General features: G+C 63.0%; 25 protein-coding genes. 16 read left to right on the top strand and 9 right to left on the bottom strand.

All coding sequences use genetic code 11. The annotated features are described in order from the left end of the window. Positions 1-114 precede the first annotated feature (114 nt). The 3 genes from ACO08C_RS02685 (at position 115) to ACO08C_RS02675 (ending at position 2,292) form a co-directional block, all read left to right on the top strand. Complete coding sequence (locus ACO08C_RS02685) at positions 115-528, top strand: flagellar assembly protein FliX (RefSeq protein ID WP_421787311.1); 414 nt, start codon at positions 115-117, stop codon at positions 526-528. Positions 529-671: 143 nt separating this feature from the next. Further along, the gene (gene dksA / locus ACO08C_RS02680; RefSeq protein ID WP_421787310.1) at positions 672-1,115 is read left to right on the top strand and encodes an RNA polymerase-binding protein DksA; all 444 of its coding nucleotides are present in this window, start codon (positions 672-674) and stop codon (positions 1,113-1,115) included. 748 nt (positions 1,116-1,863) lie between these two features. Continuing rightward, positions 1,864-2,292, top strand: a complete 429-nt coding sequence (locus ACO08C_RS02675) for a GNAT family N-acetyltransferase (protein ID WP_421787308.1) — start codon at positions 1,864-1,866, stop codon at positions 2,290-2,292. A 361-nt stretch (positions 2,293-2,653) separates the two neighbouring features. Here ACO08C_RS02675 and ACO08C_RS02670 read toward each other — a convergent pair whose 3' ends face one another. From ACO08C_RS02670 to flgF, 5 genes are all read right to left on the bottom strand, one after another. Further along, positions 2,654-2,971 carry a GIY-YIG nuclease family protein gene (locus ACO08C_RS02670; RefSeq protein ID WP_421787306.1) on the bottom strand — a complete coding sequence of 106 codons (318 nt, stop codon included), beginning with the start codon at positions 2,969-2,971 and terminating at the stop codon, positions 2,654-2,656. A gap of 404 nt (positions 2,972-3,375) precedes the next feature. Further along, positions 3,376-4,236 carry a flagellar basal body L-ring protein FlgH gene (gene flgH / locus ACO08C_RS02665; protein ID WP_421787304.1) on the bottom strand — a complete coding sequence of 287 codons (861 nt, stop codon included), beginning with the start codon at positions 4,234-4,236 and terminating at the stop codon, positions 3,376-3,378. Between the two features lie 115 nt (positions 4,237-4,351). Next, positions 4,352-5,278: a flagellar basal body P-ring formation chaperone FlgA gene (flgA, locus tag ACO08C_RS02660; protein WP_421787303.1), complete on the bottom strand. Its 927-nt coding sequence runs from the start codon at positions 5,276-5,278 to the stop codon at positions 4,352-4,354. Between the two features lie 10 nt (positions 5,279-5,288). Beyond that, positions 5,289-6,074, bottom strand: a complete 786-nt coding sequence (flgG, locus tag ACO08C_RS02655; RefSeq protein ID WP_421787301.1) for a flagellar basal-body rod protein FlgG — start codon at positions 6,072-6,074, stop codon at positions 5,289-5,291. Positions 6,075-6,086: 12 nt separating this feature from the next. After that, positions 6,087-6,821, bottom strand: a complete 735-nt coding sequence (gene flgF, locus ACO08C_RS02650; RefSeq protein ID WP_421787299.1) for a flagellar basal-body rod protein FlgF — start codon at positions 6,819-6,821, stop codon at positions 6,087-6,089. Positions 6,822-7,086: 265 nt separating this feature from the next. Here flgF and ACO08C_RS02645 point away from each other — a divergent pair, with 265 nt between their 5' ends. Genes ACO08C_RS02645 through ACO08C_RS02625 form a run of 5 tightly spaced genes read left to right on the top strand, consistent with a single transcriptional unit; the run spans position 7,087 to position 13,291 of the window. Further along, on the top strand, positions 7,087-7,683 hold the full coding sequence (locus ACO08C_RS02645; protein WP_421787297.1) for a flagellar basal body-associated FliL family protein: 597 nt from the start codon (positions 7,087-7,089) through the stop codon (positions 7,681-7,683). A gap of 8 nt (positions 7,684-7,691) precedes the next feature. Then, positions 7,692-8,819 (top strand): flagellar motor switch protein FliM, encoded by a 1,128-nt coding sequence (gene fliM / locus ACO08C_RS02640; RefSeq protein ID WP_421787295.1) that lies wholly within the window; start codon positions 7,692-7,694, stop codon positions 8,817-8,819. After that, positions 8,816-9,205, top strand: a complete 390-nt coding sequence (locus ACO08C_RS02635; protein ID WP_421787293.1) for a DUF6468 domain-containing protein — start codon at positions 8,816-8,818, stop codon at positions 9,203-9,205. The genes fliM and ACO08C_RS02635 overlap by 4 nt, the downstream gene beginning before the upstream one ends. Before the next feature lie 2 nt (positions 9,206-9,207). Then, complete coding sequence (locus ACO08C_RS02630; RefSeq protein WP_421787291.1) at positions 9,208-9,924, top strand: MotE family protein; 717 nt, start codon at positions 9,208-9,210, stop codon at positions 9,922-9,924. Further along, positions 9,908-13,291: a hypothetical protein gene (locus tag ACO08C_RS02625; protein ID WP_421787290.1), complete on the top strand. Its 3,384-nt coding sequence runs from the start codon at positions 9,908-9,910 to the stop codon at positions 13,289-13,291. The genes ACO08C_RS02630 and ACO08C_RS02625 overlap by 17 nt, the downstream gene beginning before the upstream one ends. Here ACO08C_RS02625 and fliP read toward each other — a convergent pair whose 3' ends face one another. Both fliP and ACO08C_RS02615 read right to left on the bottom strand, forming a co-directional pair. Further along, on the bottom strand, positions 13,292-14,062 hold the full coding sequence (gene fliP, locus ACO08C_RS02620; protein ID WP_421787288.1) for a flagellar type III secretion system pore protein FliP: 771 nt from the start codon (positions 14,060-14,062) through the stop codon (positions 13,292-13,294). After that, a complete protein-coding gene (locus ACO08C_RS02615; protein WP_421788639.1) occupies positions 14,059-14,343 on the bottom strand; it encodes a flagellar biosynthetic protein FliO in 285 nt (94 codons plus the stop codon). The genes fliP and ACO08C_RS02615 overlap by 4 nt, the downstream gene beginning before the upstream one ends. 85 nt (positions 14,344-14,428) lie before the next feature. Between ACO08C_RS02615 and ACO08C_RS02610 the strand changes: the two genes are divergently transcribed. Genes ACO08C_RS02610 through ACO08C_RS02600 form a run of 3 tightly spaced genes read left to right on the top strand, consistent with a single transcriptional unit; the run spans position 14,429 to position 15,553 of the window. Next, the gene (locus tag ACO08C_RS02610) at positions 14,429-14,806 is read left to right on the top strand and encodes a flagellar basal body rod protein (RefSeq protein ID WP_421787286.1); all 378 of its coding nucleotides are present in this window, start codon (positions 14,429-14,431) and stop codon (positions 14,804-14,806) included. Positions 14,807-14,816: 10 nt separating this feature from the next. Further along, positions 14,817-15,230: a flagellar basal body rod protein FlgC gene (gene flgC, locus ACO08C_RS02605; RefSeq protein ID WP_421787284.1), complete on the top strand. Its 414-nt coding sequence runs from the start codon at positions 14,817-14,819 to the stop codon at positions 15,228-15,230. A gap of 11 nt (positions 15,231-15,241) precedes the next feature. Then, positions 15,242-15,553 (top strand): flagellar hook-basal body complex protein FliE, encoded by a 312-nt coding sequence (locus tag ACO08C_RS02600; RefSeq protein WP_421787282.1) that lies wholly within the window; start codon positions 15,242-15,244, stop codon positions 15,551-15,553. A 182-nt stretch (positions 15,554-15,735) separates the two neighbouring features. Here the strand turns inward: ACO08C_RS02600 and ACO08C_RS02595 are convergent, their stop codons facing one another. Together ACO08C_RS02595 and ACO08C_RS02590 are read right to left on the bottom strand one after the other, a co-directional pair. Further along, entirely contained in the window at positions 15,736-17,619 is a 1,884-nt protein-coding gene (locus tag ACO08C_RS02595; RefSeq protein WP_421787281.1) for a DUF885 domain-containing protein, read from the bottom strand. A 1-nt stretch (position 17,620) separates the two neighbouring features. Beyond that, positions 17,621-19,519: a DUF885 domain-containing protein gene (locus ACO08C_RS02590; RefSeq protein WP_421787279.1), complete on the bottom strand. Its 1,899-nt coding sequence runs from the start codon at positions 19,517-19,519 to the stop codon at positions 17,621-17,623. 108 nt (positions 19,520-19,627) lie between these two features. On the opposite strand from ACO08C_RS02590, the gene fliQ reads away from it, so the two are divergent. The 5 genes from fliQ (at position 19,628) to recA (ending at position 25,489) form a co-directional block, all read left to right on the top strand. Beyond that, positions 19,628-19,891: a flagellar biosynthesis protein FliQ gene (gene fliQ / locus ACO08C_RS02585; RefSeq protein WP_421787277.1), complete on the top strand. Its 264-nt coding sequence runs from the start codon at positions 19,628-19,630 to the stop codon at positions 19,889-19,891. Continuing rightward, positions 19,888-20,640 carry a flagellar biosynthetic protein FliR gene (gene fliR, locus ACO08C_RS02580; protein WP_421787276.1) on the top strand — a complete coding sequence of 251 codons (753 nt, stop codon included), beginning with the start codon at positions 19,888-19,890 and terminating at the stop codon, positions 20,638-20,640. The genes fliQ and fliR overlap by 4 nt, the downstream gene beginning before the upstream one ends. A 3-nt stretch (positions 20,641-20,643) precedes the next feature. Beyond that, on the top strand, positions 20,644-21,732 hold the full coding sequence (gene flhB, locus ACO08C_RS02575; RefSeq protein ID WP_421787274.1) for a flagellar biosynthesis protein FlhB: 1,089 nt from the start codon (positions 20,644-20,646) through the stop codon (positions 21,730-21,732). 40 nt (positions 21,733-21,772) lie between these two features. Then, on the top strand, positions 21,773-24,298 hold the full coding sequence (locus ACO08C_RS02570; protein WP_421787272.1) for an ATP-binding protein: 2,526 nt from the start codon (positions 21,773-21,775) through the stop codon (positions 24,296-24,298). A 105-nt stretch (positions 24,299-24,403) separates the two neighbouring features. Then, on the top strand, positions 24,404-25,489 hold the full coding sequence (gene recA / locus ACO08C_RS02565; RefSeq protein ID WP_421787270.1) for a recombinase RecA: 1,086 nt from the start codon (positions 24,404-24,406) through the stop codon (positions 25,487-25,489). The last annotated feature ends 78 nt before the right edge of the window (positions 25,490-25,567 follow it).

The raw sequence follows: 25,567 nt of genomic DNA, 5'->3' as shown, positions 1-25,567 counted from the left end.
CCGCCCGCCGCGGCAAGATTTGCCGGGCGTGGGCGCAGCCTTAAACGCTTGTTAAGCCGAAGCATAAGACGTTCGGCACCGGTTCGAATTTTGCGCATCGGGGATGTCCGCACGATGAAAGTCACAGGGCCCGGATCCACCTCTTCCGTGTCGTCCAAGCGCCGCACCGGCCAGGCCGGCGGAGAGGGCTTTTCGGTCGAAACGCCGCGCGCCGGCGCGCAGCCGGGTGTCGGCGCGGCCAGCGGGGCCAGCGCGCTCACCTCGGTCGATGCCATCCTTGCACTGCAGTCCGTCGGTGATTTCACCGAAGCCAAGAAGCGCGCGACCGAACGCGCCTTCTCCATGCTCGACGTGCTCGATGATCTGAAGCTGGCGCTGCTCGAAGGCGGCATTCCGCGTGCCAAGCTGGTCGCGCTGATGGACCTGTTGCAATCGCGGCGCGAAGCCACACAGGACACCCGCCTCGAACAGATGCTCGACGAGGTCGAGACACGGGCCGCCGTTGAACTGGCCAAGCTGGACGTCTAAGACACCGATTATACTGGTCAATTTCTTGTTGATTTTGACAGGAATTTTACCCCGGCGGACAGCACTTCTGCGTTGACTTGACGCACGGCTTGAGTCATTGCGGGCGCGCCTGTGGGGGTAGTGAAAAAACGGGAGTTGGCGTTATGGCGAAGAAGACGGACGCTTCATCCTCTTCCATCGAGCTTCCATCCGGTTACAAGCCGACGACCAAGGAGCCGTTCATGAATGAACGGCAGCAGGAATACTTCCGGCGCAAGTTGGAGGCCTGGAAGGACGAGATCATCCGCGAAAGCAAGTCGACGATCGAGGCCTTGCAGAATGATGTCGGCACCATGCCGGATCTTGCCGACCGCGCCTCGACCGAGACCGACCGCTCGCTGGAACTGCGCGCCCGCGACCGCCAGCGCAAGCTGATCTCCAAGATCGACTCGGCCCTGCGCCGCATCGAGGACGGCACCTACGGCTATTGCGAGGAAACCGGCGAACCGATCAGCCTGAAACGCCTCGACGCGCGGCCTGTGGCGACGCTCTCCCTCGAAGCCCAGGAACGCCATGAGCGCTCCGAACGGGTGCATCGGGATGATTAATATTTCTTCCCTGGTTCAGTGACGTTGCTGCCACCCTCCCACCTCATCCTGAGGTGCTCTCGCAGCGAGCCTCGAAGGATCGGAAGTCATCCGCTTTGCGTGGTTCGAGGCCGCCTCCGGCGGCACCTCACCATGAGGTGAGTAAGGTGCAGTTTCCGGACGGCGCGACAGAAATACCACCCTCCTACCTCATCTTGAGGTGGCGGCGCAGCCGCCCTCGAAAGATCGGAAGCCATCCGCCCTGCGTGGTTCGAGGCCCGGCTGTCACCGGGCACACTACAATGAGGCAAATTGTTGCCTTGTCGGAACAAACCCCTCACCCGGATGCTCATCGCTTCGCGATTTCGCACCCTTCCCCTCTCCCCTTAGAAAGGGGAGAGGGTAGAGGAAGGCGGCCATGAGAGTGGCCGGCTTTCGAGGGTGAGGGGTGGACCACGCAACGCCCTCAAACGTCATCCCTGCGAAAGCAGGGACCCAGAGCGACGCAGACGCGATGCCGACAGGCGCGCAATCTGCGCCACGACGAAAATGGCGGCCGGAAAGCGCAGGCTCCGCCGGTGGCAATGGCGCAACTGGGTCCCGTCTTTCGACGGGATGACGAGGGGATATGCAGATATCCAGTATCGTTGCGTCCCTCGGGCTCGACCCGAGGGCCGATTTCTTCATAATCGATAGATGCTCGGGTTCCCCGATCCCGGTCGAGGAAAAGCTGGCCGGGGCACCCCGGCTAAAGAGCGAAACTCCGCCCATGCCCTTCACAATCCACCCCCTCCACCCGGGCGATGAAGCCCACCTCACCCCCATCACCGACGGTGTGTTCGACAACCTGATCGATGCGGACGCCTCGCGCGACTACCTCGCCAACCCCGACAACCACCTGATCGTTGCCCGCGACGGCGAGTCGATTGTCGGCTTTGTCTCCGCGACGCGGCAAATCCATCCCGACAAGCCGGCGGGCGAGCTCTTCATCCAGGAGATCGGAGTCGCGCCCACCCACCGCCGCCAGGGGATCGCCACCGCGCTGATGCGCGCCTTGTTCGAGGAAGCGCGGGCCGGAGGCTGCACACTCGCCTGGCTCGCCGTCGATCCGGACGATGCGGCGGCGCTGGCGTTCTATAAATCGCTCGGCGGAAAGGCGCCGGAGAAACAGCTGCATGTGGATTTTGATCTGGGGTGAAGGTGTCCGTTGTTCGAGGCTGCCCTCCGGGCAGCACCTCACCATGAGGTGGGTTGATGCTAATCCAGCTTCGTCTTCAACATCGCTGCCAATCAAACACCTCATCCTGAGGTGCTCGCGCAGCGAGCCTCGAAGGATCGGAGGCCAACCGCCCTGCGTGGTTCGAGGCCGCCTCCGGCGGCACCTCACCATGAGGTGGGTTTGTCCTTTTCGGTCCTTTGCCCCGCCAAGCCCACAGCCAATCCACCACCTCATCTTGAGGTGGCGGCGCAGCCGCCCTCGAAAGATCGGAGACCATCCGCTTTGCGCGGTTCGAGGCTGCCTGCGGCAGTACCTCGCCATGAGGTCGGTAGGTTTGGCGTCAGCTGCTCGGCTGACCCCCACGCCGCTTCGACAGCCGTTTCAGACTCTCCCAGTCCCCGGCGATGAAAGCCTCCTTTTTGGCACGGCTCCACCCTTTGACCTGGCGCTCGAAGGCGACTGCATCGGCCAGCTGGAAACTCCAGTCCGCCCAGACCAGTTCGACCGGCCGGCGCGAAGCCGTGTAGCCCCCAAAACAGCCGGCCTGATGCTCTGCGACGCGCTGGCTCATATCCTCGCCGCGATGCGTGCCCGTGTAATAGGAGCCATCTGCGCAGCGCAGGATGTAGACCCAGATCAATTTGGGTGGACGGCGCATGGCTTGATATAACGCAATCAAAGATTGAATGAAAGCATTTAGCCGGTGCGTGGTTCGAGGCTTTCCTAACGGAAAGCACCTCACCATGAGGTGGGCAGGGTGCAGTAAAATTACCTCCTTTTCACGAAGCCCCCGGCCACCCTCTCACCTCATCCTGAGGTGCTCGCGCAGCGAGCCTCGAAGGATCGGAGGCCATCCGCTATGCGTGGTTCGAGGCCGCCTTCGGCGGCACCTCACCATGAGGTGGGCTTGTGCTCCCACCTCATCTTGAGGTGGCGGCGCAGCCGCCCTCGAAAGATCGGCGGTCAGACAAAAAATAACCCCTGCCGTCGAAACGACAGGGGCCAAGGTGCGCCACTGGGTGGTGGACGGGAACTCCGGCCGCGAAACGGCCGGAGAAAGTCTTAGAACGGCCAGAGAATGTCGAAGACTTCCTGGCCGACGCGCGGGCGCTGGACATCGGAAATATGGCCGCGGCCGCCGTATGAGATGCGCGCTTCGGCGATCTGGGTGTGGCTGATCGTATTGTCCGAGGCGATGTCCTGCGGGCGCACGACGCCCGACACCAGGAGCTCGCGGACCTCGTTGTTGATGCGCACCTCCTGGCGTCCGGAAATCGCCAGATTGCCGTTCGGCATGCGGTCGGTGACCACCGCCGCGACCGACAGATTGATCGATTCCGAGCGGCTGACCGCGCCCGTGCCGGTGTGCGAGCCGGTCGAGCCGAAACTGGCGATCGAGGTCGGATCGATCGCATCGTTGAAGAATTGCGAGAGCGCGGCTTCGCCGCCGAGGAAATTCGTGAGGTCGCTGTCCTCGGCGCTGGTGCGCGAGCGGTTGGTCGAGTTCTGCACGCTGGCGCTGTCGGCGATATTGATGGAGACGGTGAGGATGTCGCCCGGATTGGCGGCGCGCGGATCGCCGAAGAAGGTCTGGCGGCCCGGCGTCCACAGGGAGTTGGTGGGCGAGGCGTCGTAATTGGCCGGGATCGCCCCGGCGCGGGCGTGATGTTGCGGCTGATGATGAGCCTGGGACGGTGTCCGGGACGGCGCTTGTCCCCCGTATGAGTGTTGCGGGGTATACTGGCCGGTGTATTCGCCCTGCGCGTTGTGATGCGGCGAGCGGGTGTTCGGCCCGGTGGCATAAAGCGCCGGGTTCTCGATCGGCGACAGGGCCGGCACCGAGCCGACCTCGGTCAGCCGGTCAGCGGTGGCACAGGCGGCCAGCGACGCCGCGGCGGAGATGACAAGCAGTTTGCGGATCATGGCTCTATTCCCAGTCTTGAATTGGCGGGTCTTGTTTTTGTTGGTCTTTTTCTGTGTCGTAGTCGTAGTAGTAGGAGGTCGTTCGCCGAAAACTGTAGGAGTCTCCGGTTCGGGCTCAGGACGGTCCGGCGGTGACGACACGGGCGCGGCCCGGGCCTTCCACCATCGCATCCACGGTGCGGTTCGATTGCAGATTGACGAAGCGCGCGATCTCGTCCGCGCCCGCATCCTCCAGCGCCCGGGCCCGGGCGGTGAGACTGAGGCCGGGCACGGTGAACACCAGGCTGACAATGTCTCCACGCGCAATGATGACCGGCGCCTGCAGATCGTAGGCGCGGATGGCTTCGCCGGGGCGAAGTGCGCGGCGCGCTTCCTGGCCGATCATCTGCTCGGGATGCATGACGGCGTCTTGGCGCAAGCGGTCGGCGCGCACTGCCTGCCAGTCAATGTCGGCGTTCTCGATGACATGACCGGCGGGAATGGCGCGGGCCAGCACCGGGACCTCGATGGTCGCAAAGGCGCGGCCGTTTATCCGCATCGGCGCGGCGCCGTCATACGGGATCAGCTCGGCCTGGAAAACACCGCTCGACGCGGCATGGTCGAAGGCGACGATCTCGGGCAGGCCGGACGAGTCCAGCGGCGCATGGATCGCCTGCGCGCCCGACAGGGCGATGTCGTATTCGTTTCCGTCGCGGGCGAAGAGCTCGCCAGCGATCATCTCGGCGAGAATATCGGTGTCGATGACGCGGCTGGCGCGCTCCACACTGATGCGGCGCAGCCGGTTGGGATTGGCCCAGCTAAGGCCATGCTCGCGCGCCTGGCCGCGGACATAATCCGGATCCAGCGAGGTGCGGCGGCCCGGCTGCGGCGCGCGGGCGACGACCACGCCGGCGGCCTCGCCGTCGATATTGAACAGATCGCCCAGCGTGATGACGGCGTCCGAAACCCGCAGCGTGTCTCGCAGCATGACGGGCTCGTCGGCGAAAGCGAGCTGCGGCGGCGGGAGCAGCACGAGAGCGAGGGCGAAGAGGAGGGTTTTCATCTATCCGTCCTCACCGCAGGTTCGAGCTGGCGGCCATCATCTCATCCGAGGCCGAGATGACGCGGGCGTTCATTTCATACGCCCGCTGGGCTTGGATCAGGGCGGTGATTTCCGAGACCGCATTGACGTTCGCGGTCTCGACGAAGCCCTGGCGCACCACGCCGAAACCGGTCGAGCCGGGGGTGCCCGTGGTGGGGGCGCCGGAGGCGGCGGTTTCGGTGAACAGATTGTCGCCGCGCGCTTCCAGCCCGGCCTCGTTGAAGAAGGTCGACAATTCCAGCTGGCCGACGACTTGCGGATCGGGTTGGCCATCGATGATCGCCTGCACCTGGCCCTGCTGGTTGATCGCGATATCGCGCGCGCCTTGCGGAATGGCGATGCCGGGGGCAACGGTGAAGCCGTCCGTGGTGACGATCTGCCCGTCCGGGCTGACCGCGAAATTGCCGGCGCGGGTATAGGCATCCTCGCCCGAGGGCAGCTGGATGCGGAAATAGCCGCGCCCGGAAATGGCGAGGTCATAGCGGTTGCCGGTCTGCGTCAGGCTGCCCTGTTCGGTGATCCGGTAAACCGAGGCGGCCTGCACGCCGAGCCCGACCTGAACCCCGGTCGGCACGATCGTGCCGGCATCAGACGAGGAGGCGCCCATGCGCTCGACGCTCTGATAAATGAGGTCCTGAAACTCGGCTCTCTGGCGGTGAAAGGCCGTCGTGTTCATGTTGGCGATGTTGTTCGAGATGACCTCGACATTCATCTGCTGGGCCTGCATGCCCGTGGCGGCGGTGGTGAGGGATCGCATGGCTTTACTCCCTTAGGCTCTGCCGAGGCGTTCAATCGCCTTGCGGTTGGCTTCCTCGCCCTGCGAGAGGAAGCGGGAAACGGATTCATAAGCGCGCATGGTCTCGATCATGCGGGTAAGTTCGAGAATGGGCTGGACGTTGGAGGTTTCGACATAGCCCTGACGCACCGTCGCATCGGCGGCGATATCGGCCTGCGCCTCGCCGGCAGCATAACGGCCATTGCCGGACTTTTCGAGCAGCGCCAGATCGTCGAAGCGGTAAACGCCAAGGCGGGCTATCTCGGCATTGTTCTGCACCAGCGCGCCGTCCTCGGTGATCATCACCTCTCCCAACGCAGCCTCAATCAGGATCGGCGCGCCAAGATCGTCGAGCACCGGTGCGCCATCGGCCGAGGACAAGCGGCCCTCGCTGTCAAGGCGGAAGCGGCCATCGCGCGTATACAGCGCTTCGCCGTCGGCCCCTTCGATCTGGAAAAAGCCGTCGCCCTCAAGCGCCACATCCAGTGGACGACCGGTAAAGTCCAGCGGCCCCTCGCGGAAATCGCGGCCGACGCCCCAGGCATCGACATATTGAAGCTGTTGCGGTCCGTCCTGTGCGCGGGCCGTGTCGGCATTCTGGCTGCGCATCAGCAGGGTTTCGACGTGGAAGCCGGGCGTGTTGGCGTTTGCGATATTGTTCGCGGTGATTTCCATTTCGCGGCGCAGCGTGAGCTGTCGCGAAAGCCCGATCATCAAGGCATTATCCATGGCGCGGTCCGTCCGTTCTGGAGCGTTTGGTTTTGCAACGCCGTCTTTCGCAGCGCTTGTCCGCCGCCTTGCAGCCAACGTGCCATGGTTAATGTTCAAAAATTTCAGGGCATTAGCGTAGCCGACCTCATTTTGACACTGGGCTCCACGGCAGATTGCGCCCGCCGACTGGGCAGGAATTGCCGGTCGGCGCCCAAATGCAAACGCCTCGTTAACCGGAGCGCGCCTTAATCGCCTTGACCTGTAAGGGAATCGGAGCCTGGCCATGGCCGAGGAAAACGAAGAGATCGAGAGCGAAGACGTCGACGGCGACGGCGAAGACGGGGCCGAAGGCAAGAAAAAACCCGGCATCATGAAACTGGCGCTGTTTATTGGCTTGCCGGTGCTGATCCTGTTGCTCGGCGGGACCGCGGCCTTTCTGCTGCTGTCTGGCGGTGGCGACGGCGAACACGCGGTGGCGGATGCCGGTGAGCACGGCGAGGCCGATGCCAGCGGCCACGGTGGCGGGCAGGGCAATGGCGGTCATGACGAAGAGGTCTACATCGCCTCCTTCCCTGATATCACCGTGTCGATAGTCGACGCCCGCGGCGGCAACGCCATCCTGACGCTGTCGCTCAGCTTCGAGACGCCGGAAGAGGATCTCGGTCATGTCCTGCTCGAATCCGACGGCGAAACGCTGACGCTCGAAGGCCGTCGCCTGGTCGATCAGTATATGGGCTTTCTGCGTGAGCTGCGGCCTGAGGACTTGGCGGGCAGTGCGGGCATGCAACGCATCCGCATGGAGCTTTTGCGACGCGCACAGCTGGTGCTGGGCGAAGAGCGCGTCAATAGCGTGCTGATCACGAACCTGCTGATCGTCTAGGGTGATAGATGGCTGACGCAGCTGAAACCGAGACCCCGGAACCCGAAGCTCCGGAAAACGCCGAAGGCGAGGCCGCGGAGGGCGATGAGCTTTCCGAGGAATGGAATTCGATGGTCGGTGAGGATGGAGAGGAAGGATCATCCTCCGCCACCCCGGAACGGATCCTCAATCAGGACGAAATTGACAGCCTCCTCGGCTTTTCCATGGCCGACGACGACGGTGCCGACAAATCCGGCATCCGTGCGATCATCAATTCCGCGCTGGTTTCTTACGAACGCCTGCCAATGCTGGAAATCGTCTTTGACCGCCTTGTGCGGCTGATGACGACTTCGCTGCGCAATTTCACGTCGGACAATGTCGAAGTTAGCCTGGACAACATCTCGTCCATGCGGTTCGGTGACTATCTCAACTCGATTCCGCTGCCTGCAATCCTATCGGTTTTTCGCGCCAAGCAGCTCGACAATTACGGCCTCCTGACGGTCGACTCCAACCTGATCTATTCCATCGTGGATGTGCTGCTGGGCGGGCGCCGCGGCACGAGCGCGATGCGTATTGAGGGCCGGCCCTATACGACGATCGAACGCACGCTGGTACAACGCATGATCGAAGTGGTCCTGCAGGATGCGAAGGCTGCCTTCGAGCCGTTGACGGAAGTTGATTTCGCGCTTGAGCGCATCGAGACCAACCCGCGCTTCGCGGCGATCGCGCGCCCTGCCAATGCCGCGATCCTGGTCCGCTTGCGCGTTGATATGGAAGACCGCGGCGGGCGCGTCGAGCTGCTATTGCCTTACGCGACGCTCGAGCCCATCCGGAAGATGCTGCTGCAGCAATTCATGGGCGAGAAATTCGGTCGCGACAACATCTGGGAAAGCCATTTGGCGACCGAGCTCTGGTCGACGCGAATGGAAGTCGCCGCCGTGCTTGATGAAATCCGGATGCCGCTCGGCAAGGTCATGAACCTGAAGGTCGGCGATACGATATTTCTCGATGCCGGCCCCGACAGCCCGGTCGAACTGAAATGCGGGACGGTTCCGCTGACCAAGGGGCGCATGGGTCGTCTCGGTTACAACGTCGCCGTCCGGCTCGGCTCGCCGCTCTCAACTCGCACCAAAAAAGCCCTGATGAGGTCCGTATGACGCTTGCTTCGCTAGTCTTCGAAGGCGCGGTCGCGCTGCTCGTCCTGATGGCCGGGATCATGCTCTGGCGGGTCGACGCCAAGCTGCGCGCGCTGCGCTCCGGACAGGATGGCATTCGCGCCTCGATCATTGCGCTGGACGAGGCGTCGGAACGGGCACGTGCCAGTCTCGCCGCATTGCAGCGGGCCGCCAAGGACAGCGGTGAAAAGCTGGATGGCAATGTCCAGCGCGCTCAGGTGCTGGCCGACGAGCTGCGCCTGCTCGTCGATGCCGGCAACCGGCAGGCCGAATCCATTGTAACCCGCCCGCGGCGAAAATCGATTGCGGACCATTTCCCGGACGGCGGGCGCAAGACGGCCTTTTCTCATCTCAAGGATGTTCGCTAGCCATGCGCCCGGTCCGCCTCCTTGCGACCGCCTCGGTTCTCGCCATCGGCTTGTTTACGCTCAAGGCGATCGAATTTGGCGTCGATGCCGCGGATGCCTGGGCGGCGCGGCTCGATGATGCGCCCGCCGAATCCACCGGTCCGAATGACGATGCGACCGATGAATCCGTGTCACCGCTGGCGGAAAACAGCCTGGCCGCTCCGGTCTGCGACGCGCCCGAAACTGTGGCGGAACCGCAAGGCAGCCTGTCCCTGCGGCTTGCCAATGGCGGATTGAGCCCGTCCGAGCAACGCATTTTGCGCTCATTGAGGGATCGCCGCGCCGAGCTCGACCAGCGTGAGCGCGAGCTCGACACGCGCGAGCAAATGCTCCAGGCGGCCGAACTCCGCATCGATGAACGCATCGCTGAATTGCGCGTGCTGCGCGACGATATCGACACGCTGCTCGGGACGCTGTCGGAGCAGGAGGAGGTCGAGCTGGATCGCCTCGTCGCCATTTTCAATCAGATGGAGCCGGACGCGGCGGCCGAGCGTATTGCAAGACTCGACGGCGATATGCAGGTCCAGATCATTTCGCGGATGACGGCGCGCCAGGCGGGGCCGATCATGGCCGAAATGGAGATTCGCGATGCCGCGAACCTTTCCGCAATGATAGCGGCGCGCCATGACGTGCCGGATACCGCCGCAGAACTGGAGGCGCGGCTTGAGCCTGAGGGCTAACCTCCTTGCCGGCCTGACCGGACTGGCCGTCTGCGCCAGCGTGTATGCCGCGGAACCGGTGACCTTCCGGGCGGAGCGGCTCGGTAGCACCGCACGCATCATCGTTGCCTATCCCGATACCTTTGCGGACGAGCGGCCTACAGCGAGTGCCGAGATCGCGGCCGGCCAGGTCGTGGTTGTTCGCCTAAGCGATGCGATCGAAGGCAGCCCGGCCAGCCTCACCGGCGAATTGGAGGATCTAATCGCCCTGGCGCGGATTGATCCCGACGGTAATGCTCTGCGGCTGGCATTGCGCGCGGGCTCGGTCGAGCCGCGTGTGACCGCGTCATATCATCTCGTGGCGATCGACCTCGTTCCTCCCGGTGAGACACCGCCACCAAGGATAATCTCGCCACGCGAACAGGCCGAAATCGAAGCCGCTGAAGCGGCGGCCAATGCGCCGCCGCCGCCGCCTCCACCCGCCCTGCCGGTCTCGGTCTCGTCGGGACAGGCGGCTGAGTACACTCGTATCGAATTCGTTTGGCCGGAAGAGGTCGGATACGAGCTTGTCCAAGACGGGAATACCGCGCGGGTGACGTTCTCGCAGCCGGCCGAAATGGATCTGGCGCAACTTAGAGCGTCGCCGCCGCGTCTCTTGGAGTCTATCTCCGGCGAGCGTGGCGAAACCGATTATGTGCTCGAGATCGGTGTCGAGCCCGCGGTCAATGTCCGCGCCTGGGATGAAGGCGCGCGGATCGTTGTGGATCTGCTTGAGCCGGGCGTAGGCAACCCGACGGATGTCCTGTCGGCCTTAACCGCGCTCGTCGAGGCAAATGCCGGTAATGAAGGAGAAGACTCTGCTGACCGCGGCCAAGCCATGGATATCGCCGAAGCCGAGATCGCGGCCGAAATCACGCCAGATGCCGTTCCTGTACCGGAATTGGACGATCCGACGGACTTGATTCCCGAGCCAGACACCGGGGAGGGGGCTCTTGAATACGACCCGGTCGATTTTGCTGATCCCGTACCCCCGAGCGGAGTTGTCCGCGCCGCGGTGAGCGAAACTGAGGGCGAGCTTCAGGCCGATTTTCAATGGGCAGGAGCTGTCGGCGCGGCGGTCTTCCGCCGCGGTTCGGCTGTGTGGGTGGTCTTCGACGCCGAGGCCGACCTCGACCTCAACGAGATAGCTCACGGACGGCGCGGTCATGTCATCGGCTACACGGTGATGCGGGGGCTGGGATATACTGCCGCGCGCATTGTCGTGCCGGAATCTACCCAGGCTGAAGTTGTCGCAATGGGCGATAGCTGGCGCTTGATCCTGTCCGAGCGCGTGGAATCGCCGCCGCGGCCAATCTCGGTCGAACGTGATGCCCGCCGCGGCGCCAGCGCGCGCATCTTGCTGCGGCTGGAATCGGTCAGCGAAACGCTTTGGGTCGACGATCCGGCCGTCGAAGATACCATGGCCGTGATCACCTCCTCCGGCCCCATTCAAGGCGCGCCGGCGCGCCGGGACTTCGTCGGCATGGCGCTGTTGCCATCAAGCCATGGTGCGGCGATGGAGATACTCGCCGACGATGTCGTGATGTCGGAACAGGATGGCGTCATCGTGTTTGCGCGGCCCGACGGCCTAGCCCTGTCGCCGACATCGGACAGCGTTCTGGCATCCGGCCGGCCGAGCCTGGATTCGCCGTCCTTCATGGATTTTGGCCGTTGGCAAGGCACTGGTGATTTCTGGGACGATTATTCGCGCCATTACCGGCAGGCGGCGAGCGGCAATTCGACCGACCGCATCGCGCTTGCGCGGTTTCTTTTGGCCAACGGGCTGGGCGCGGAAACGCTCGGCATGATCGATGTCGCGATCGATCGCGATCCGGCCGTCCAGGGCGATCCGCATGCCCTCGCGCTTGCAGGTGTTGCAAGCCTCACCATGGGGCGGATCGATGATGCCCATGCCGCATTCAGCGCGCCGGAATTGAGAAACGATCCGGGGTCTGCCCCCTGGCTCGCCATGATCGCGGCACAGCGCGAAGAATGGGAAGAGGCCAGCCGCCGCTTTGCGGCGGGGCGTGAACTGCTGTTCGACTACGCACCGGAATGGCGCGTGCGGCTTCACGTTAAGCATGCAGAAACGGCGTTGGAACTGAATGATATCGCCGCCGCGACCGAGTTGTTGCGCCTGCTGGATCAAGATGAACCGGATGAGCTGACCGCGGCGCGCGGCGAATGGCTTCGCGCCCGTTTGTCGGTCGCCAACGGCAATGTCAGTGATGCCTTGCAGCGCCTGGAAACGCTCTCGCGCTCCGGCTTGCCGGAGATCGAAGCTCTGGCCTTGCTCGAGCTCTATCAGATCCAGATCGCAAACGATCTGATCGCCCCTGACGAAGCGGTCGAAGCGCTGGAAATGCTGCGCCTGCGCTGGCGCGGCGACACGACTGAGCTCGATACCATGACACTGCTCGGCCAGCTTTATGTCCGCGAAGGCCAGTACAGCGAAGGTCTCGACATCATGCGCACCGCGCGCGCGCAATTCCCGGAAACCCGCGCCGCGCGCCGGACAGGACAGGAAATGGCGCAGATCTTCAATGACCTGTTTCTTGAGGGGGCTGCGGACCGCATGGACCCGATCGAAGCGGTCGCCCTGTTCTATGAACATTCCTACTTGACCCCGATCGGCAGCGATGGCGACCGCATGATCCGGCGGCTGGCCGACCGGCTGGTGGCGTTCGACCTTCTCGAGCCGGCCGCCCAATTGCTGGCGCACCAGGTCAATGAACGCTTGCGTGAGCCGGCTGCGCGCGCACGCGTTGGCACCGATCTCGCCGTGATCTTTTTAATGGACCATCGGCCAAGCGAAGCGCTCACGGTCATACGCTCCACACGCGTCGCCGGCTTGCCCGTAACGCTCGTGGATGAGCGCCGAATTCTTGAAGCGAGAGCCCTGTCGGAGCTCGGCCGTCACGACCATGCGTTGGAACTGATCGAACGCGATACCAGCGAACGCGCCCGGCGATTGCGCGCCGATGTTGCCTGGGCACGGCGGGATTGGCCCGATGCCGGCCGCCGTATCGAAGCTGCGCTGGCCGACCGCTGGAATCAGGGCGGCGCACTGAACCTCGATGAACAGGCTGACGTCTTGCGCGCGGCCATTGCCTATAATCTGGCCGGGGACCGTGCCGCGATCGACCGGCTGACCGAGCGCTATGGCGCCATGATGGCGGAAACCGATGAAGCCGACGCCTTCTCGGTGCTCACCAGTCGCAATGCGGCGTCCGGTGATACGCGGATTGGCGATCTCGCCCGCCAGATCGCCGGCGTTGACACGCTGGATGCCTTCATGGGCCGGTTCCGGGAACGTTTTTCGGAGGAGCCGGCGGGCGATCCCGCCTGATCAGGCGGGCGGCGTCACCGTCGCAAAACTCTGGACCAGCGAGCCCGCGACCAGGCGCCAGCCATCCACAAGCACGAAGAAGATCAGCTTGAAGGGCAGCGAGATAACGATCGGCGGCAGCATCATCATGCCCATCGACATCAGGATCGAGGCGACCACCAGGTCGATGATCAGGAAGGGAATGAACAGGAGGAAGCCGATCTCGAAGGCGCGGCGCAGCTCGGAAATCATGAAGGCCGGCGCCACGACGTGAAACGGCGTCTCCTCGGCGCTGGCGGGCGGTTCGCCGTCCATGAAGCCGATGAACAGCGCCAGATCGTCCTCACGCGTGTGTGCGAGCATGAACGTCTTCACAGGCGCACTGGAGGCCTCGAACGCCTCGGTCAGCTCCATTTCGCCGTCGAGCAATGGCCGGATCCCGTTTTCGTAAGACTGACTGAAAACCGGTGCCATGATGAATCCGGTCAGGAAGATCGCGAGCGAGATCAAGACGGCATTTGGCGGGCTCTGCTGCAGGCCGACGGCTGTGCGCAGCAGGGACAAGACCACGACGATCCGCACGAAGGAGGTCGTCATGATGACGATCGACGGTGCCAGCGACAACACCGTCAGCAGCGCCATCAATTGCAGGACGCGTTCGGTCAGCGTGCCTTCATCGCCGAGATCCAGCGAGATACCGGGACCCGCGGGCGCCGCCGCCCAGGCGCCGCCGCCGATCGCCAAAAACAGGCCAAAAATCGCAGCCAGCCCTGCCCAGCGCCGCGCCGTCATTCGGCCGGCTCGGGCGAATTGGGCAGCACCTGCTCTCCGGCCGCCCCTAAAAGCAGGGCCTGCTCCCGCCCGTCGATCTCGACGATGACGATGCGCCGCCGCGGATCGAGCACCAGCGTTTCAACCACCTTCATCCGCCGTTCGCGCCTGGCACCGGAAATCTGTCCGCGAGACAGGCTGGCGATCAGCCCGGTCAGCCAACCCTGCCGGGCGCCCAGCGCAAACAGTCCGAGCAGGCCGAGCACGACCGCAAGGGCAGCAATGTATCGGGCGGCATCCACGACGTCCAAACCGGCAAATCCTTCCTGCTTAACGCGGCGTTAAGCGGCACAGCCCAGCTTCATTCTCAACAGGCCGGAGTGGACAATGAGTCTGGACAACGCGCCAACACTGGCAATCTTGCGTGAGTCGATGGCTTTTCACAGCCAGCGGCATGACTTGCTCACACGCAATATCGCGAATTCGAATACGCCCGGTTACACACCGCAGGACATTTCGCGTGCCGAATTCCACCGCGCCTTGCAGGCAGAACTGCGGGGATCCGCCAGCGGGTCCGTCACTTCACGGCAGTACGAGGCGCACGATGCGCCGGACAGTGAAACGACCATCAATGGCAATTCGGTTGTGATTGAGGAGCAGCTCGTTCGCGCGCAGGAAAACAGGCTGCAATACGAGGCGGCTTTGTCGCTGTACCAGAAAAGCCTCGGCCTGATGCGCATGGCCGCACGGCCCGTGGGACGATAGGAGCCGATAGATGAGTGACGCATCGGACGCATTGTCGGTCGCCGCCGCGGGCTTGCGGGCGCAATCGGCCCGGATGCGGATCATCGCGGAAAATTTGGCGAATGCGGAATCCACTGCGCAGACGCCAGGCGGCGAACCCTATCGCCGGCAGGTGCCGATATTCGAAGCCGAGCTGGATCGCGCCACGGGCCTTGAAATGGTGCGCATGACCCGCGCCGCGCCGGACATGTCGGATTTTGTCATCGAGCACGAGCCGGGGCATCCGGCGGCTGATGCCGATGGCTATGTCCTCTATCCGAATGTGAACACGCTGATCGAGGCGATGGATATGCGCGAAGCGATCCGCGCTTACGAAGCCAATCTCAACATGGTGGAATCCAGCCGGCGCATGATGGAGCGCGCGCTGGATCTCCTGCGCCGATAGGAGGCTAGGCCATGGCCGCGGATCTCACAGGAATACGCGCATACGAAATCGCCCAGGCGGCCAGCCAGGGCGCGGCCGGTTCCAATCAGGCCACGGAGACGGCTGGTCAGAAATTCACCGAAATGGTGCAGGGCGCGCTGGAATCGACCAATGCCTCGCTGGTCCAGGCCGAGCAGCTGACGGCCAGCGCCGCAATCGGTGAGACCGAACTGGTTGATGTCGTGACCGCCGTGGCCGCCGCGGAAGTCCAGCTCGAAACCGTCATGGCGGTCCGTGACGAAGTCATCCGCGCCTATAACGACATCCTGAAAATGCCGATCTGATAATCGGCCGGGTGAAGCTCTAGATCGTTTTCCTCCCCCGCGCCCGGGGGAGGGGGACCCCGAAGGGGTGGAGGGGGCGGATGCCCCCCTCGTCGCGGAGCCTGTCCTCGGGCCGACCTCCGGTCGGACCCGTGGGCGACACTCCCCCCGTGAACGGGGGGAGAAAGCCGGCTGGGCCGAAGCTATTCCCCTCGCGTCTCCTCCACCCACGCATTGACGCGCTCTTCGAGCATGGATAGCGGCATCGCACCCTGTGTCAGAACCACATCGTGGAAGGCGCCCATGGTGAAGTCGTCACCGAGTTGTTCCTGTGCCTCGGAACGCAATCGCAGGATCTCGTTCATGCCGATCTTGTAGGCCGTGGCCTGCCCCGGAATAACGATGTAGCGATCAATGGCATTCTGGATGTCGCCCTGCGGGTTGGGCGTGTTTTCGGCGAGATAATCGACCGCTTCCTGACGGGTCCAGCGATAATGGTGCAGACCGGTATCGACCACGAGCCGGCAAGCCCGCCACAGCTCCATCGCCAGCCGCCCGAAGTTTGAATACGGGTCCTCATAGAAGCCCATCTCCAGCGGCAAATATTCCGAATAGAGCCCCCAGCCCTCGGTGTAGGCGGTGACACCGCCAAATCGGCGAAAGGCCGGAATGCCATCGAGTTCCTGCATGATCGCCAGCTGCATGTGATGGCCCGGAATGCCTTCATGATAGGCCAGGGCCTCCATCTGGTAAGTCGGCATGTCGGCCATGTCGCGCAGATTGGCGTAGTAACGGCCCGGGCGTGACCCATCCTCCGCGGGGCGATTGTAGAACGCTTTCCCGGCGGACGCCTCGCGGAAAGGCTCGACCCGCACGACCTCCAGATCGGCCTCCGGGAAAGTATTGAAATAGGCCGGCAGCGCCTCATGCATTGCCTCGATGAGCCGCGTCGCCTCGGCCAGATAATCCGCCCGGCCCGCGATCGTGTTGGGATAGTAGAATTGCTCATCGGTACGCATGAACTCGAAGAAGTCCTGCAGCGTGCCCTCGAACCCGACCTCGGCCATGATATCGCGCATCTCGCCATGAATGCGCTCGACTTCGGCGAGGCCCAGCTCATGGATCTCTTCCGGCGTCATGTCGGTGGTCGTGTAGCCCTCCAGCATGAAGGCGTAATAGTCACCGCCCTCAGGCATAGTCCACGCGCCGTCATCGTCATTCGCGCCCGCTTCCATGTCCTCGAACATGGCAATCATGCGCTCATAAGCCGGCTGCAGGACGCCCGTGAGCGCGGCTTCCGCCTCGGCGATCAGCCGAGCCTGTTCGGCATCGCTGATTTCCAGCGCTTCGACCTTGCTGCGGAAGTCAGCCATGATCGGCGAGTCCGGACCCTCGTCGAACGGGTGGCCAGTGATGATGTTGCGGGACGTGGCGATCATCGGCGCATAAGTCCAGCGCGCCGTGCGCACGCCCATGTCGTAGGCGCGCTCCGCATTGACCATCGACTGATCGAGGAAGGCGCCGACATTGTTGAGACGCCCGACATAGGCCTCGGCGTCCGAAAGCGAGGTAACGCGGTGCTGACCGATCAGGAAGGACGCGACGAAGCTGTGCGGGCCGGCGCGCGGCGTGAAGATATAGCCATGGTCCTGCCAGCGTTGGCCCTCGACCTGGCGATCGACATTGCGTTCGAACATCTGCCAGGAAATCTGCGCCGACTCGTCCAGCGCCTCGAACTCGAATTCTGACTGCATCTCGCTGAGATTCGCTTGGGCGATGGCCACCGTTTCGGCCTGGAAGGCCGGAGAAACGTCATTCCATTGATCATAGTCCGTGCGTCGTCCGAGGAAGGTCTGCGACACGGGAAAGCGGTCGAGATTGGCCTCGAACACGTCGTGAAACCACGCATTCAGGCGTTCGGATTCACTGACCTCGTCCTGAGTGTCTTCAGCGTCGTTGTCATTGGCGGCATCGTCCGAGACGCCTGTTGCCGGCGGCTCGCTGTCCGGGGCCTCACTGCTGGGGCTGCAGGCCGCCAGCAAGGCCGCCAGCGAAACGGACGTCAGAAAGGCAGGGAGACGCTTCATGTTATTCGCCCTCCGCCTGCGCATCGGCAATGTACGCATCGATCAGATCGCTCAGCAGCGTCAGCGGCACCGATCCATTGCCCAGAACCACGTCGTGGAACTCGCCATAATCGAATTCGTCGCCCAACGCGTCCATTGCGCGCTGGCGCAGCTCAAGAATGGTCAGCATGCCGGTCTTGTAGGAGATCGCCTGACCCGGCCAAACGATGTAACGGCGCACCTCATTGCGGATATCGCCTTCGGTCATCGGCGTATTCGCGAGCATGTAGTCCATCGCTTCCTGCTCGCTCCAGTCATAATGGTGGATACCGGTATCCACGACCATGCGCGCAGCCCGGAAGACCTCGTAGCTCAGGCGACCGAAATCCTGATAAGGGTCGGTAAAGAAGCCCATATCCTTGCCCAGCGCTTCGGCATAGAGCGCCCAGCCCTCGCCATAGGAGGAATACCAGGTGACCCGCTGGAACATCGGCACATCGTCCAGTTCCTGGCTGATCGCCACCTGCATGTGGTGACCCGGATTGCCTTCATGATAGGCCAGCGTTTCCATCTGGTAGACCGGCAATTCCTGCATCTGTGACAGGTTCACATAATAGGCGCCCGGAGCCGAGCCATCGAGCGGACCGGGCTCGTAGAAGGCGCCGGTGGCGGTCTCGATGCGATACGCCTCGACTGCGCGCACTTCGAGTTCGGCCTGCGGCAGGCGGCCAAAATAATCCGGCAAGGCTTCGCTGATCGTGTCGATGAAGGCGGTCGCTTCATCGAGATAGCGTTGCCGGCCCTCCTCGGTGTTTGAATAGTAGAACTGCTCGTCGGTACGCATGAACTCGAAGAAGTCCTGCAGCGTGCCCTCGAACCCGACCTCGGCCATGATATCGCGCATCTCGCCATGAATGCGCTCGACCTCGGCAAGACCGGTATTGTGCACCCATTCGGCGTCGACATCGCTGCGCGTCGTATAATTCGCAACCTGCGCCTCGTAATAGGCTTCACCGCGCGGCAGCCGGGAGACGCCGTCAATCTCCAGCGATTGCGCCATCTCCTCATGCTCGCCCATGACGTTGATCAAACGCTCATAGGCCGGACCCACACCGTCCACGAGCGCCGTGCGCGCACGCTCGCGGAGCGCCTCCGCAGCCTCGCCGTCAACGTCCTCAAGGCCGTCAAGCTTGCTCGTGAAATCGGCCCACAGCGGCGAGTCGGCTTCGCCGTCATCAAACGGCGCGCCGGTGATCATGCCGCGCGCCGTATTGATGATCGTCTGATAGGCGAAGGCCGGCGGCAGAATGCCCTGTTGCGCACGTTCATCGGCCTGATCAATGATGGTGTTCATCACACCGCCGAAGTTCTCGAGGCGGCGCACATAAGCTTCCGCATCGTCATAATCGGACACCCGGTGATAGCCGATCAGCATTGACGGCGCATTGCTGTGCGGTCCGAAGAACTGGGTGAAAATATAATTGTGGTCCCAGAACTCGCCCTGCTCGAGCTGGTTTTCCTGGACGAATTCGAAAAACCGGTAGGAGACCTGAGCCTGCGGAGTCAGCGCGTCGTAATCGAAATCATCGCGCAATGTGGTCAGATAGCCGCGCGCGCGCTCCTGACCCGCCTCGAAGGCTTCGCGTGACGGATCATCCCATTGGCCATAAGCGTTCGTGTTGTCAGTCAGTCCCAGGAAGGTCTGACCCTGCGGGCTCAATGCCAGTTCGGCCTGGAAGACCTCGTCGAAAAACGCCATCAGGCGCTCGCTTTCTGTCTCGGTCTCGCCGGCAGCGGCCGTGGTATCGGCCGACGACTCGGCCGTCGAGGCTGCGCCATTGGCTTCGATCTCGTTATCAGCGGGCTCGGAACAGGCCGCGAGCAGCGCGAATGCGCTGACGCCGATCAAAAACTCTTTCATGGAATCCTCCCCAAGATGAGGGCGTTTACGATTGTTGACCCTTTCTTAACGCGAACGGCGGGAGCGTAAACTCACGAAACTGTAACCCTCACGGTGCGGAGAAGCCGCATGACCGGACCCGAAGTCCTCGATATTGCGCGCGACGCGATCTGGTTGATGCTTGCCATGGCGGCACCGATCATGCTGATCGGACTGGCCGTCGGTGTCGTCATCGCCCTGTTCCAGGCGCTGACCCAGGTCCAGGAAATGACGCTCGTCTTCGTACCGAAAATCATTGCGATTTTCGTCGCGCTCTTGATCTTCCTGCCGATGATGGGGGCGCTGATGTCGGCCTTCATGAACGGTATTTTCGACCGGATCGTATCCACATGATTGCGGACCCGCAGCTCTTGGTGTTCGCCGGCGCCCTGATCTTTGCGCGTCTGGGCGCAATTCTCATGCTCCTGCCGGGATTTGGCGAAGGCAGCATCCCGCCGCGCATCCGGTTGTCCTTCGCCTTGCTGTTCGCGTTGGCGCTGGGCCCGATGCTGGCCAGCGAATTACCACCGGTGCCGGAACAGCCCATGCGTGTTGCCGGGCTGATCATAACCGAAGTCGTGATCGGCCTCATGATTGGCGCTGTGGCCCGCATGTTCATGGCCTCGGCATCGGTCGCAGGTCAGGTCATCGGCCAGCAAAGCGGCCTCGCCATGGCGCAGTTCTTCGATCCCTCGCAGGGACAGCAGGGGGCATTGCTGTCCACCTTTCTGAACCTGACTTTCCTTGTCCTGCTGATGGTGACCAATACGCACCATTTGCTGCTTCAGGCGGCGCAGGGCTCATACATGCTGTTTCCGATCGGCCAGGCGCCGATGGTCGAGGATGCCGCGCAATGGGCGCTGGGCGCGTTCGCCGATGCCTTCATGATCGGTGTGCAGATGGCCTCGCCGCTGATCGTGTTCGGGCTCGTCTTCTATTTCGGCCTCGGCATCCTGTCCCGGCTAATGCCGCAGGCGCAGATCTTCTTCATTGCTATGCCATCCAACATCATGGCCGGCCTGTTCATCACCTCGATCGCGCTCGGCGCCATGGCAACGCTGTGGCTATCGCGGATCGAGCAGTTCGCCGTGGAGTTCAACTAGCCCATGGCCGAAGACCAGGACGAAAGCCAGAAAACAGAGGAGCCGACACAGCGCCGCTTGCAGGATGCCCGCAAGAAAGGCGACGTGCCGAAATCCCAGGAGATTCCCGGCTGGTTTGTGTTGGCCTCCGGCCTGGTTGTGATTGGCTTGATGGCGCCCTCAGCGGTGCGCTCGCTGTCGGGCGATTTGAGTCTGTTCTTGAGCAACGCGCATGCTTTGAGCCTCGAGCCGGCCGCTCTGCGGGCCGAGAGCATGGCGCTCGGCTGGCGTGTGATTGCCGCCACCGGATTAGCCTTCGGCGTGATCGCACTGGCCGGTCTGGCTGGACACCTGATGCAAACCGGCTTGTTGTTCACCGCCGAAAAAATGCAGCCCAAGCTGTCGAAGCTGAATCCAGTCGACGGTGTGAAGCGCATGTTCGGTCCGCAGGGCATTGCGAATTTCCTGAAAGGCGTCGGCAAGCTGGTCATCGTGTCGGCCGCGGTGTTCGTCGTGATCTGGCCGAAACGGTCCGAGTTGGCGGGCATGCCCATGTTGGACCTGTCGGCCCTGATGGACGTCATACGCATCGACATTCTGCTGGTCTTGGTGGCTGCGCTCGTCGCCTATGCCTTCATTGCAGCGGCGGACTTCATCTTCCAGCGCCAGAACTTCATGAAGCGTAATCGCATGTCCCGCCGCGAAATCAAGGACGAGCTCAAACAGAGCGAAGGCGATCCGCAGGTGCGCGCCAGGCTGCGCCAGATCCGCCAGGAACGCGCCAATAAACGCATGATGGCAGCCGTGCCGGATGCGACCGTGGTCATCACCAACCCGACCCACTACGCCGTGGCGCTGAAATACGAGCAGGGCGAGACACCGGCGCCGGTCTGTCTCGCCAAGGGCGTGGACCAGGTGGCATTGAACATACGCGGGCTGGCCGAGGAACACGAGATACCCATTGTCGAAGATCCGCCGCTGGCGCGCGCCCTGTTCGCCAGCGTCGAGGTCGACGAGACCATACCGGCGGAGCATTTCCAGGCGGTCGCGAAAGTGATCGGCTACGTGCTGACGCTCTCCGGAAAACGCGCACAGAAACCGCAACCGGGTTAGACTTCGCCACACGGGCGATGATTCGCATAAGGACAATGAAATGGCCGATCTCACAGAACCCGTCGAAAGCATGAAACCGGCAATTCTCTCGCCCGGGTTACGGCGCGGATTGCAGTGGGTCATCGGCCTGGGTGTTTTGAGTGTATCGGCCGTGGCTTTGTTTGCCGCCTCGGCCATGGTCTGGAACGGATTCATCCTGCTTTGCGGCATCGCGATCGCCGCATTCGGCATGCTGTATGCGCTGGCCGCCGGCGAAGCGGCCGGACGGTCGATGCGGGAGAAGGCCGAGCGCTTCAAGGAGCCCGGAGCTGCCGGGTTGGCGCTCGAAGCCCTGGAGACCCTCGAAGACCCGGTCCTCGTGACCGACCGCCGCGGGGCGGTACGCTGGGGCAACGCCGCCTATCGCGATCTTGCAGCACGTTTTTCCTCGACCGGACAGGCGCAGACGCTGCCGGCGCTGGAGCGTATCTGGGCGGCTAGCGGCGACGGCGCGATCTATCGGCTGGCGCGCGCGGCGCGTCAGGGTGACGTCGCGCGCGAGCGCTTGCCGGATCTGCCGGGCGTCGACGGTCAAACCCGCTATTGCCTTGAGGCACGCCCCTCTGGACAGGAGCATATTTCCTGGCGGTTAATGCCGGTATTTGACGAAACCAGCGCCGCCGGTTCGGTGCCAACAGCCGATTGGAGCGATCAATCTCCCGTGGGCTTGTTTGCCCTGTCCGCAAAGGCGGAACTGGTCGCCGCCAACGCCACGCTCCGGGACTGGTTGGATCTGGCGCCCGAGGATCCGCTGCCGGCTTTGTCGGATATCTTGCCCAAGGACACGGTTCGCGCGCTTGAGGGCTCTCGCGGCGATGAAGGCGTATGCCGGTTCGATGTCCGGCTATCCGGTCGTGACGGGATTGAGACCGACGCGGTTATCGCATTGAGCTGGGATCCGGCAAAGAAGGGCGGCGCACGCGGCGTAATGTATGGATTGTCCGCCACCGGTACGCCTGCCGGCGTTGCGCAAGCGATATCTGGTGCGACCGGCGGTCGGGCCGGGCGGACGCTTGATGACATGTTCGCAGCCGCCCCGTTTGGAGTCGCCAGGCTGTCGGGTTCCGATCCCGCGACCGCCGTGATCGAGGATGCCAATTCGGCAATGGTCCAAATGTCCGGCGGCAAGGCGAAATCGGGCGCAGTTTTCGCCAATCTCTTCGATTGGAGCGGCGGCCGGAATGCGGCGGATGTTTTCGAGAACGCCGCGCGCAAGGGCGAGCCCGCCGAAGCGGTCCTGAAAACCGATCCGCCGGTGGATATTCGCCTCGTCTTTGCGCCCGCACGTGGCGGCAAGCGGGCGGCCTACATGATCGATGTCACGCATTGGAAAGAGCTCGAGCAACAGCTCAGCCAGGGCAATAAGATGCAGGCCGTCGGACAGCTCGCGGGCGGTGTCGCCCACGACTTCAACAACCTGCTGACGGCGATCCGGCTCAATGTCGACGAACTCCTCGGCCGTCACCCGGTCGGCGATCCCTCCTATGGCGAGCTGCAGGTGATCAACCAGACGGTGGCGCGGGCTGCCGGCCTGGTAAAGAAACTGCTCGCCTTCTCACGCAAGCAGACCTTCCGCATGGAAGCGCTCGACGTCGCCGATGTCCTGTCGGACTTCACGGTCCTGTTGCGTCAGATCCTTGAGGAAACCGTCAAGCTCGAGATTGTGCATGGCCGCGACGTGCCGCCGATCCGTGCCGACAAGGGGCAGCTGGAAACCGCGATCATGAATCTGGCCGCCAACGCCCGCGATGCGATGCGTGAAAGCGGCGGCGGCACGCTGACCATCCGGACCTCCGCGGTCACGGCCGATGAGGTGCTGGCCGCTGGCGCACCCGATGTGGAGCCCGGCGAGTGGGTCCAGATCGAGGTGATCGACGAAGGCACTGGCATGGACGAGGCCACCCAGCAGAAGATTTTTGAACCCTTCTTTACCACCAAGGCGGTCGGGCAGGGCACCGGCCTCGGGCTGGCGACGGTCTATGGTATCGTCAAACAGTCCGGCGGCTTCCTGTTCGTCGACTCTGAACTCGGCAAGGGCTCGACCTTCCGCATTTTCCTGCCGGCGCATGCGTCAGCCGAAGACGCCGCTCCGGAAACCGTGGACAAGCCGAAGGGCGAGGCCAAGCCGGCGGACCTGGCCGGCAAGGGCCGAATCCTCTTGGTCGAGGACGAGAGCGCGGTCCGCACGATTGCGGCTAAGACCCTGGCCAAGCGGGGCTATGACGTGGTCGAGGCCGGGGATGGCGAGGAAGCGCTCGACATTCTGGCCGACGACGAAGACGGCTTCGATCTGCTGGTGTCAGACGTGGTGATGCCCGGCCTCGATGGTCCGGGCTTGCTTGAAAAGGCGGCCGAATATCTGGCCGACACGCGGGTCATCTTCATCTCGGGTTATGCGGAGGAGCAGTTCTCGGACACGCTCTCGCGCGATCGTGATATCTCCTTCCTGCCGAAGCCTTTCACGCTGACCCAGCTTGCCGAGCGCGTGAAGGCAGTGTTGAGCGGAGACATGCAGAACGCGGCCTGATCGCGTCACGGTCCGGCAAAACGTTCCCCTTGCGTTCCGCGAACAAAACCGGTACAAAACCCTTGATTGCTCCCCGGTCGGGGACGTGAAATAAGGGGATTAGGCATGGCCAAAGCAGCGATTCGACTGGTGAGCGACGTGGATTCGAACAAGAAAAAGGCATTGGACGCCGCACTGTCACAAATCGACCGCGCCTTCGGGAAAGGCTCGGTAATGAAGCTGGGCGAACGCCCGGAAATGGACATTGAGGCGATCCCGACCGGATCGCTCGGTCTCGATATCGCGCTGGGCGTCGGCGGCCTGCCCAAGGGCCGGATCATTGAGATCTACGGCCCGGAATCCTCGGGCAAGACGACACTTGCCCTGCACTGCGTCGCGGAATGCCAGAAGCGCGGCGGTGTCGCCGCTTTCATTGATGCCGAACACGCGCTGGATCCGGTGTATGCCGGCAAGCTGGGTGTTGATGTCGGTGAACTGCTGGTCTCGCAGCCCGATGCCGGCGAGCAGGCGCTTGAAATCGCCGACACGCTTGTTCGCTCTGGCGCGGTCGACGTGCTGGTGATCGACTCGGTCGCGGCTTTGACCCCGCGCGCCGAGCTTGAGGGTGAGATGGGCGACAGCCTGCCGGGTTTGCAGGCCCGCCTGATGAGCCAGGCCTTGCGCAAGCTGACCGGCTCGATCTCGAAATCGCACTGCATGGTCATCTTCATCAACCAGATCCGCATGAAGATCGGCGTGATGTTCGGCTCGCCGGAAACCACGACCGGCGGTAATGCGCTGAAATTCTACTCCTCGGTCCGGCTTGATATCCGCCGCATTGGCCAGATCAAGAATCGCGACGAGGTGATTGGCAACCAGACCCGCGTCAAGGTCGTAAAGAACAAGGTCGCGCCGCCTTTCCGCGAGGTCGAATTCGACATCCTTTACGGCGAAGGCATTTCCAAGATGGGCGAGATCCTCGATCTCGGCGTGAAGGGGAATGTCATCGAGAAATCCGGCTCCTGGTATTCCTACGATTCCGAGCGGATCGGGCAGGGCCGCGAGAATGCCCGCAAATTCCTGCTCGATAATCCCGACATCGCCAATGCAATCGAATCCAAGGTCCGCGCCAATGCCGGCCTGATCGCGGACGAGATGCTGGTCGGACCATCGGAGGAAGACAGCGCCGAGGATATTGCCGACGCCGGCTAGAGCGCTGGCAGCGGCGTCCGGCCGCGAATATTTTCCGCATTGCAGCAACGGGTGCTTGGCGAGACCGGGCACCCGTTT

Source organism: Hyphobacterium sp., assembly GCF_965229905.1.
In the GTDB taxonomy this organism is placed as follows: Bacteria; Pseudomonadota; Alphaproteobacteria; order Caulobacterales; family Maricaulaceae; genus Hyphobacterium.
The sequence above is the reverse complement of the archived record's forward strand: the minus strand, read 5'-3'. Positions and strand labels throughout refer to the sequence as shown.

Coding starts and splice junctions, on each gene's coding strand:
- ACO08C_RS02685 (WP_421787311.1), top strand. CDS start 115: ATGAAAGTCACAGGGCCCGGATCCACCTCTTCCGTGTCGTCCAAGCGC.
- dksA (WP_421787310.1), top strand. CDS start 672: ATGGCGAAGAAGACGGACGCTTCATCCTCTTCCATCGAGCTTCCATCC.
- ACO08C_RS02675 (WP_421787308.1), top strand. CDS start 1,864: ATGCCCTTCACAATCCACCCCCTCCACCCGGGCGATGAAGCCCACCTC.
- ACO08C_RS02670 (WP_421787306.1), bottom strand. CDS start 2,971: ATGCGCCGTCCACCCAAATTGATCTGGGTCTACATCCTGCGCTGCGCA.
- flgH (WP_421787304.1), bottom strand. CDS start 4,236: ATGATCCGCAAACTGCTTGTCATCTCCGCCGCGGCGTCGCTGGCCGCC.
- flgA (WP_421787303.1), bottom strand. CDS start 5,278: ATGAAAACCCTCCTCTTCGCCCTCGCTCTCGTGCTGCTCCCGCCGCCG.
- flgG (WP_421787301.1), bottom strand. CDS start 6,074: ATGCGATCCCTCACCACCGCCGCCACGGGCATGCAGGCCCAGCAGATG.
- flgF (WP_421787299.1), bottom strand. CDS start 6,821: ATGGATAATGCCTTGATGATCGGGCTTTCGCGACAGCTCACGCTGCGC.
- ACO08C_RS02645 (WP_421787297.1), top strand. CDS start 7,087: ATGGCCGAGGAAAACGAAGAGATCGAGAGCGAAGACGTCGACGGCGAC.
- fliM (WP_421787295.1), top strand. CDS start 7,692: ATGGCTGACGCAGCTGAAACCGAGACCCCGGAACCCGAAGCTCCGGAA.
- ACO08C_RS02635 (WP_421787293.1), top strand. CDS start 8,816: ATGACGCTTGCTTCGCTAGTCTTCGAAGGCGCGGTCGCGCTGCTCGTC.
- ACO08C_RS02630 (WP_421787291.1), top strand. CDS start 9,208: ATGCGCCCGGTCCGCCTCCTTGCGACCGCCTCGGTTCTCGCCATCGGC.
- fliP (WP_421787288.1), bottom strand. CDS start 14,062: ATGACGGCGCGGCGCTGGGCAGGGCTGGCTGCGATTTTTGGCCTGTTT.
- ACO08C_RS02610 (WP_421787286.1), top strand. CDS start 14,429: ATGAGTCTGGACAACGCGCCAACACTGGCAATCTTGCGTGAGTCGATG.
- flgC (WP_421787284.1), top strand. CDS start 14,817: ATGAGTGACGCATCGGACGCATTGTCGGTCGCCGCCGCGGGCTTGCGG.
- ACO08C_RS02600 (WP_421787282.1), top strand. CDS start 15,242: ATGGCCGCGGATCTCACAGGAATACGCGCATACGAAATCGCCCAGGCG.
- ACO08C_RS02595 (WP_421787281.1), bottom strand. CDS start 17,619: ATGAAGCGTCTCCCTGCCTTTCTGACGTCCGTTTCGCTGGCGGCCTTG.
- ACO08C_RS02590 (WP_421787279.1), bottom strand. CDS start 19,519: ATGAAAGAGTTTTTGATCGGCGTCAGCGCATTCGCGCTGCTCGCGGCC.
- fliQ (WP_421787277.1), top strand. CDS start 19,628: ATGACCGGACCCGAAGTCCTCGATATTGCGCGCGACGCGATCTGGTTG.
- fliR (WP_421787276.1), top strand. CDS start 19,888: ATGATTGCGGACCCGCAGCTCTTGGTGTTCGCCGGCGCCCTGATCTTT.
- flhB (WP_421787274.1), top strand. CDS start 20,644: ATGGCCGAAGACCAGGACGAAAGCCAGAAAACAGAGGAGCCGACACAG.
- ACO08C_RS02570 (WP_421787272.1), top strand. CDS start 21,773: ATGGCCGATCTCACAGAACCCGTCGAAAGCATGAAACCGGCAATTCTC.
- recA (WP_421787270.1), top strand. CDS start 24,404: ATGGCCAAAGCAGCGATTCGACTGGTGAGCGACGTGGATTCGAACAAG.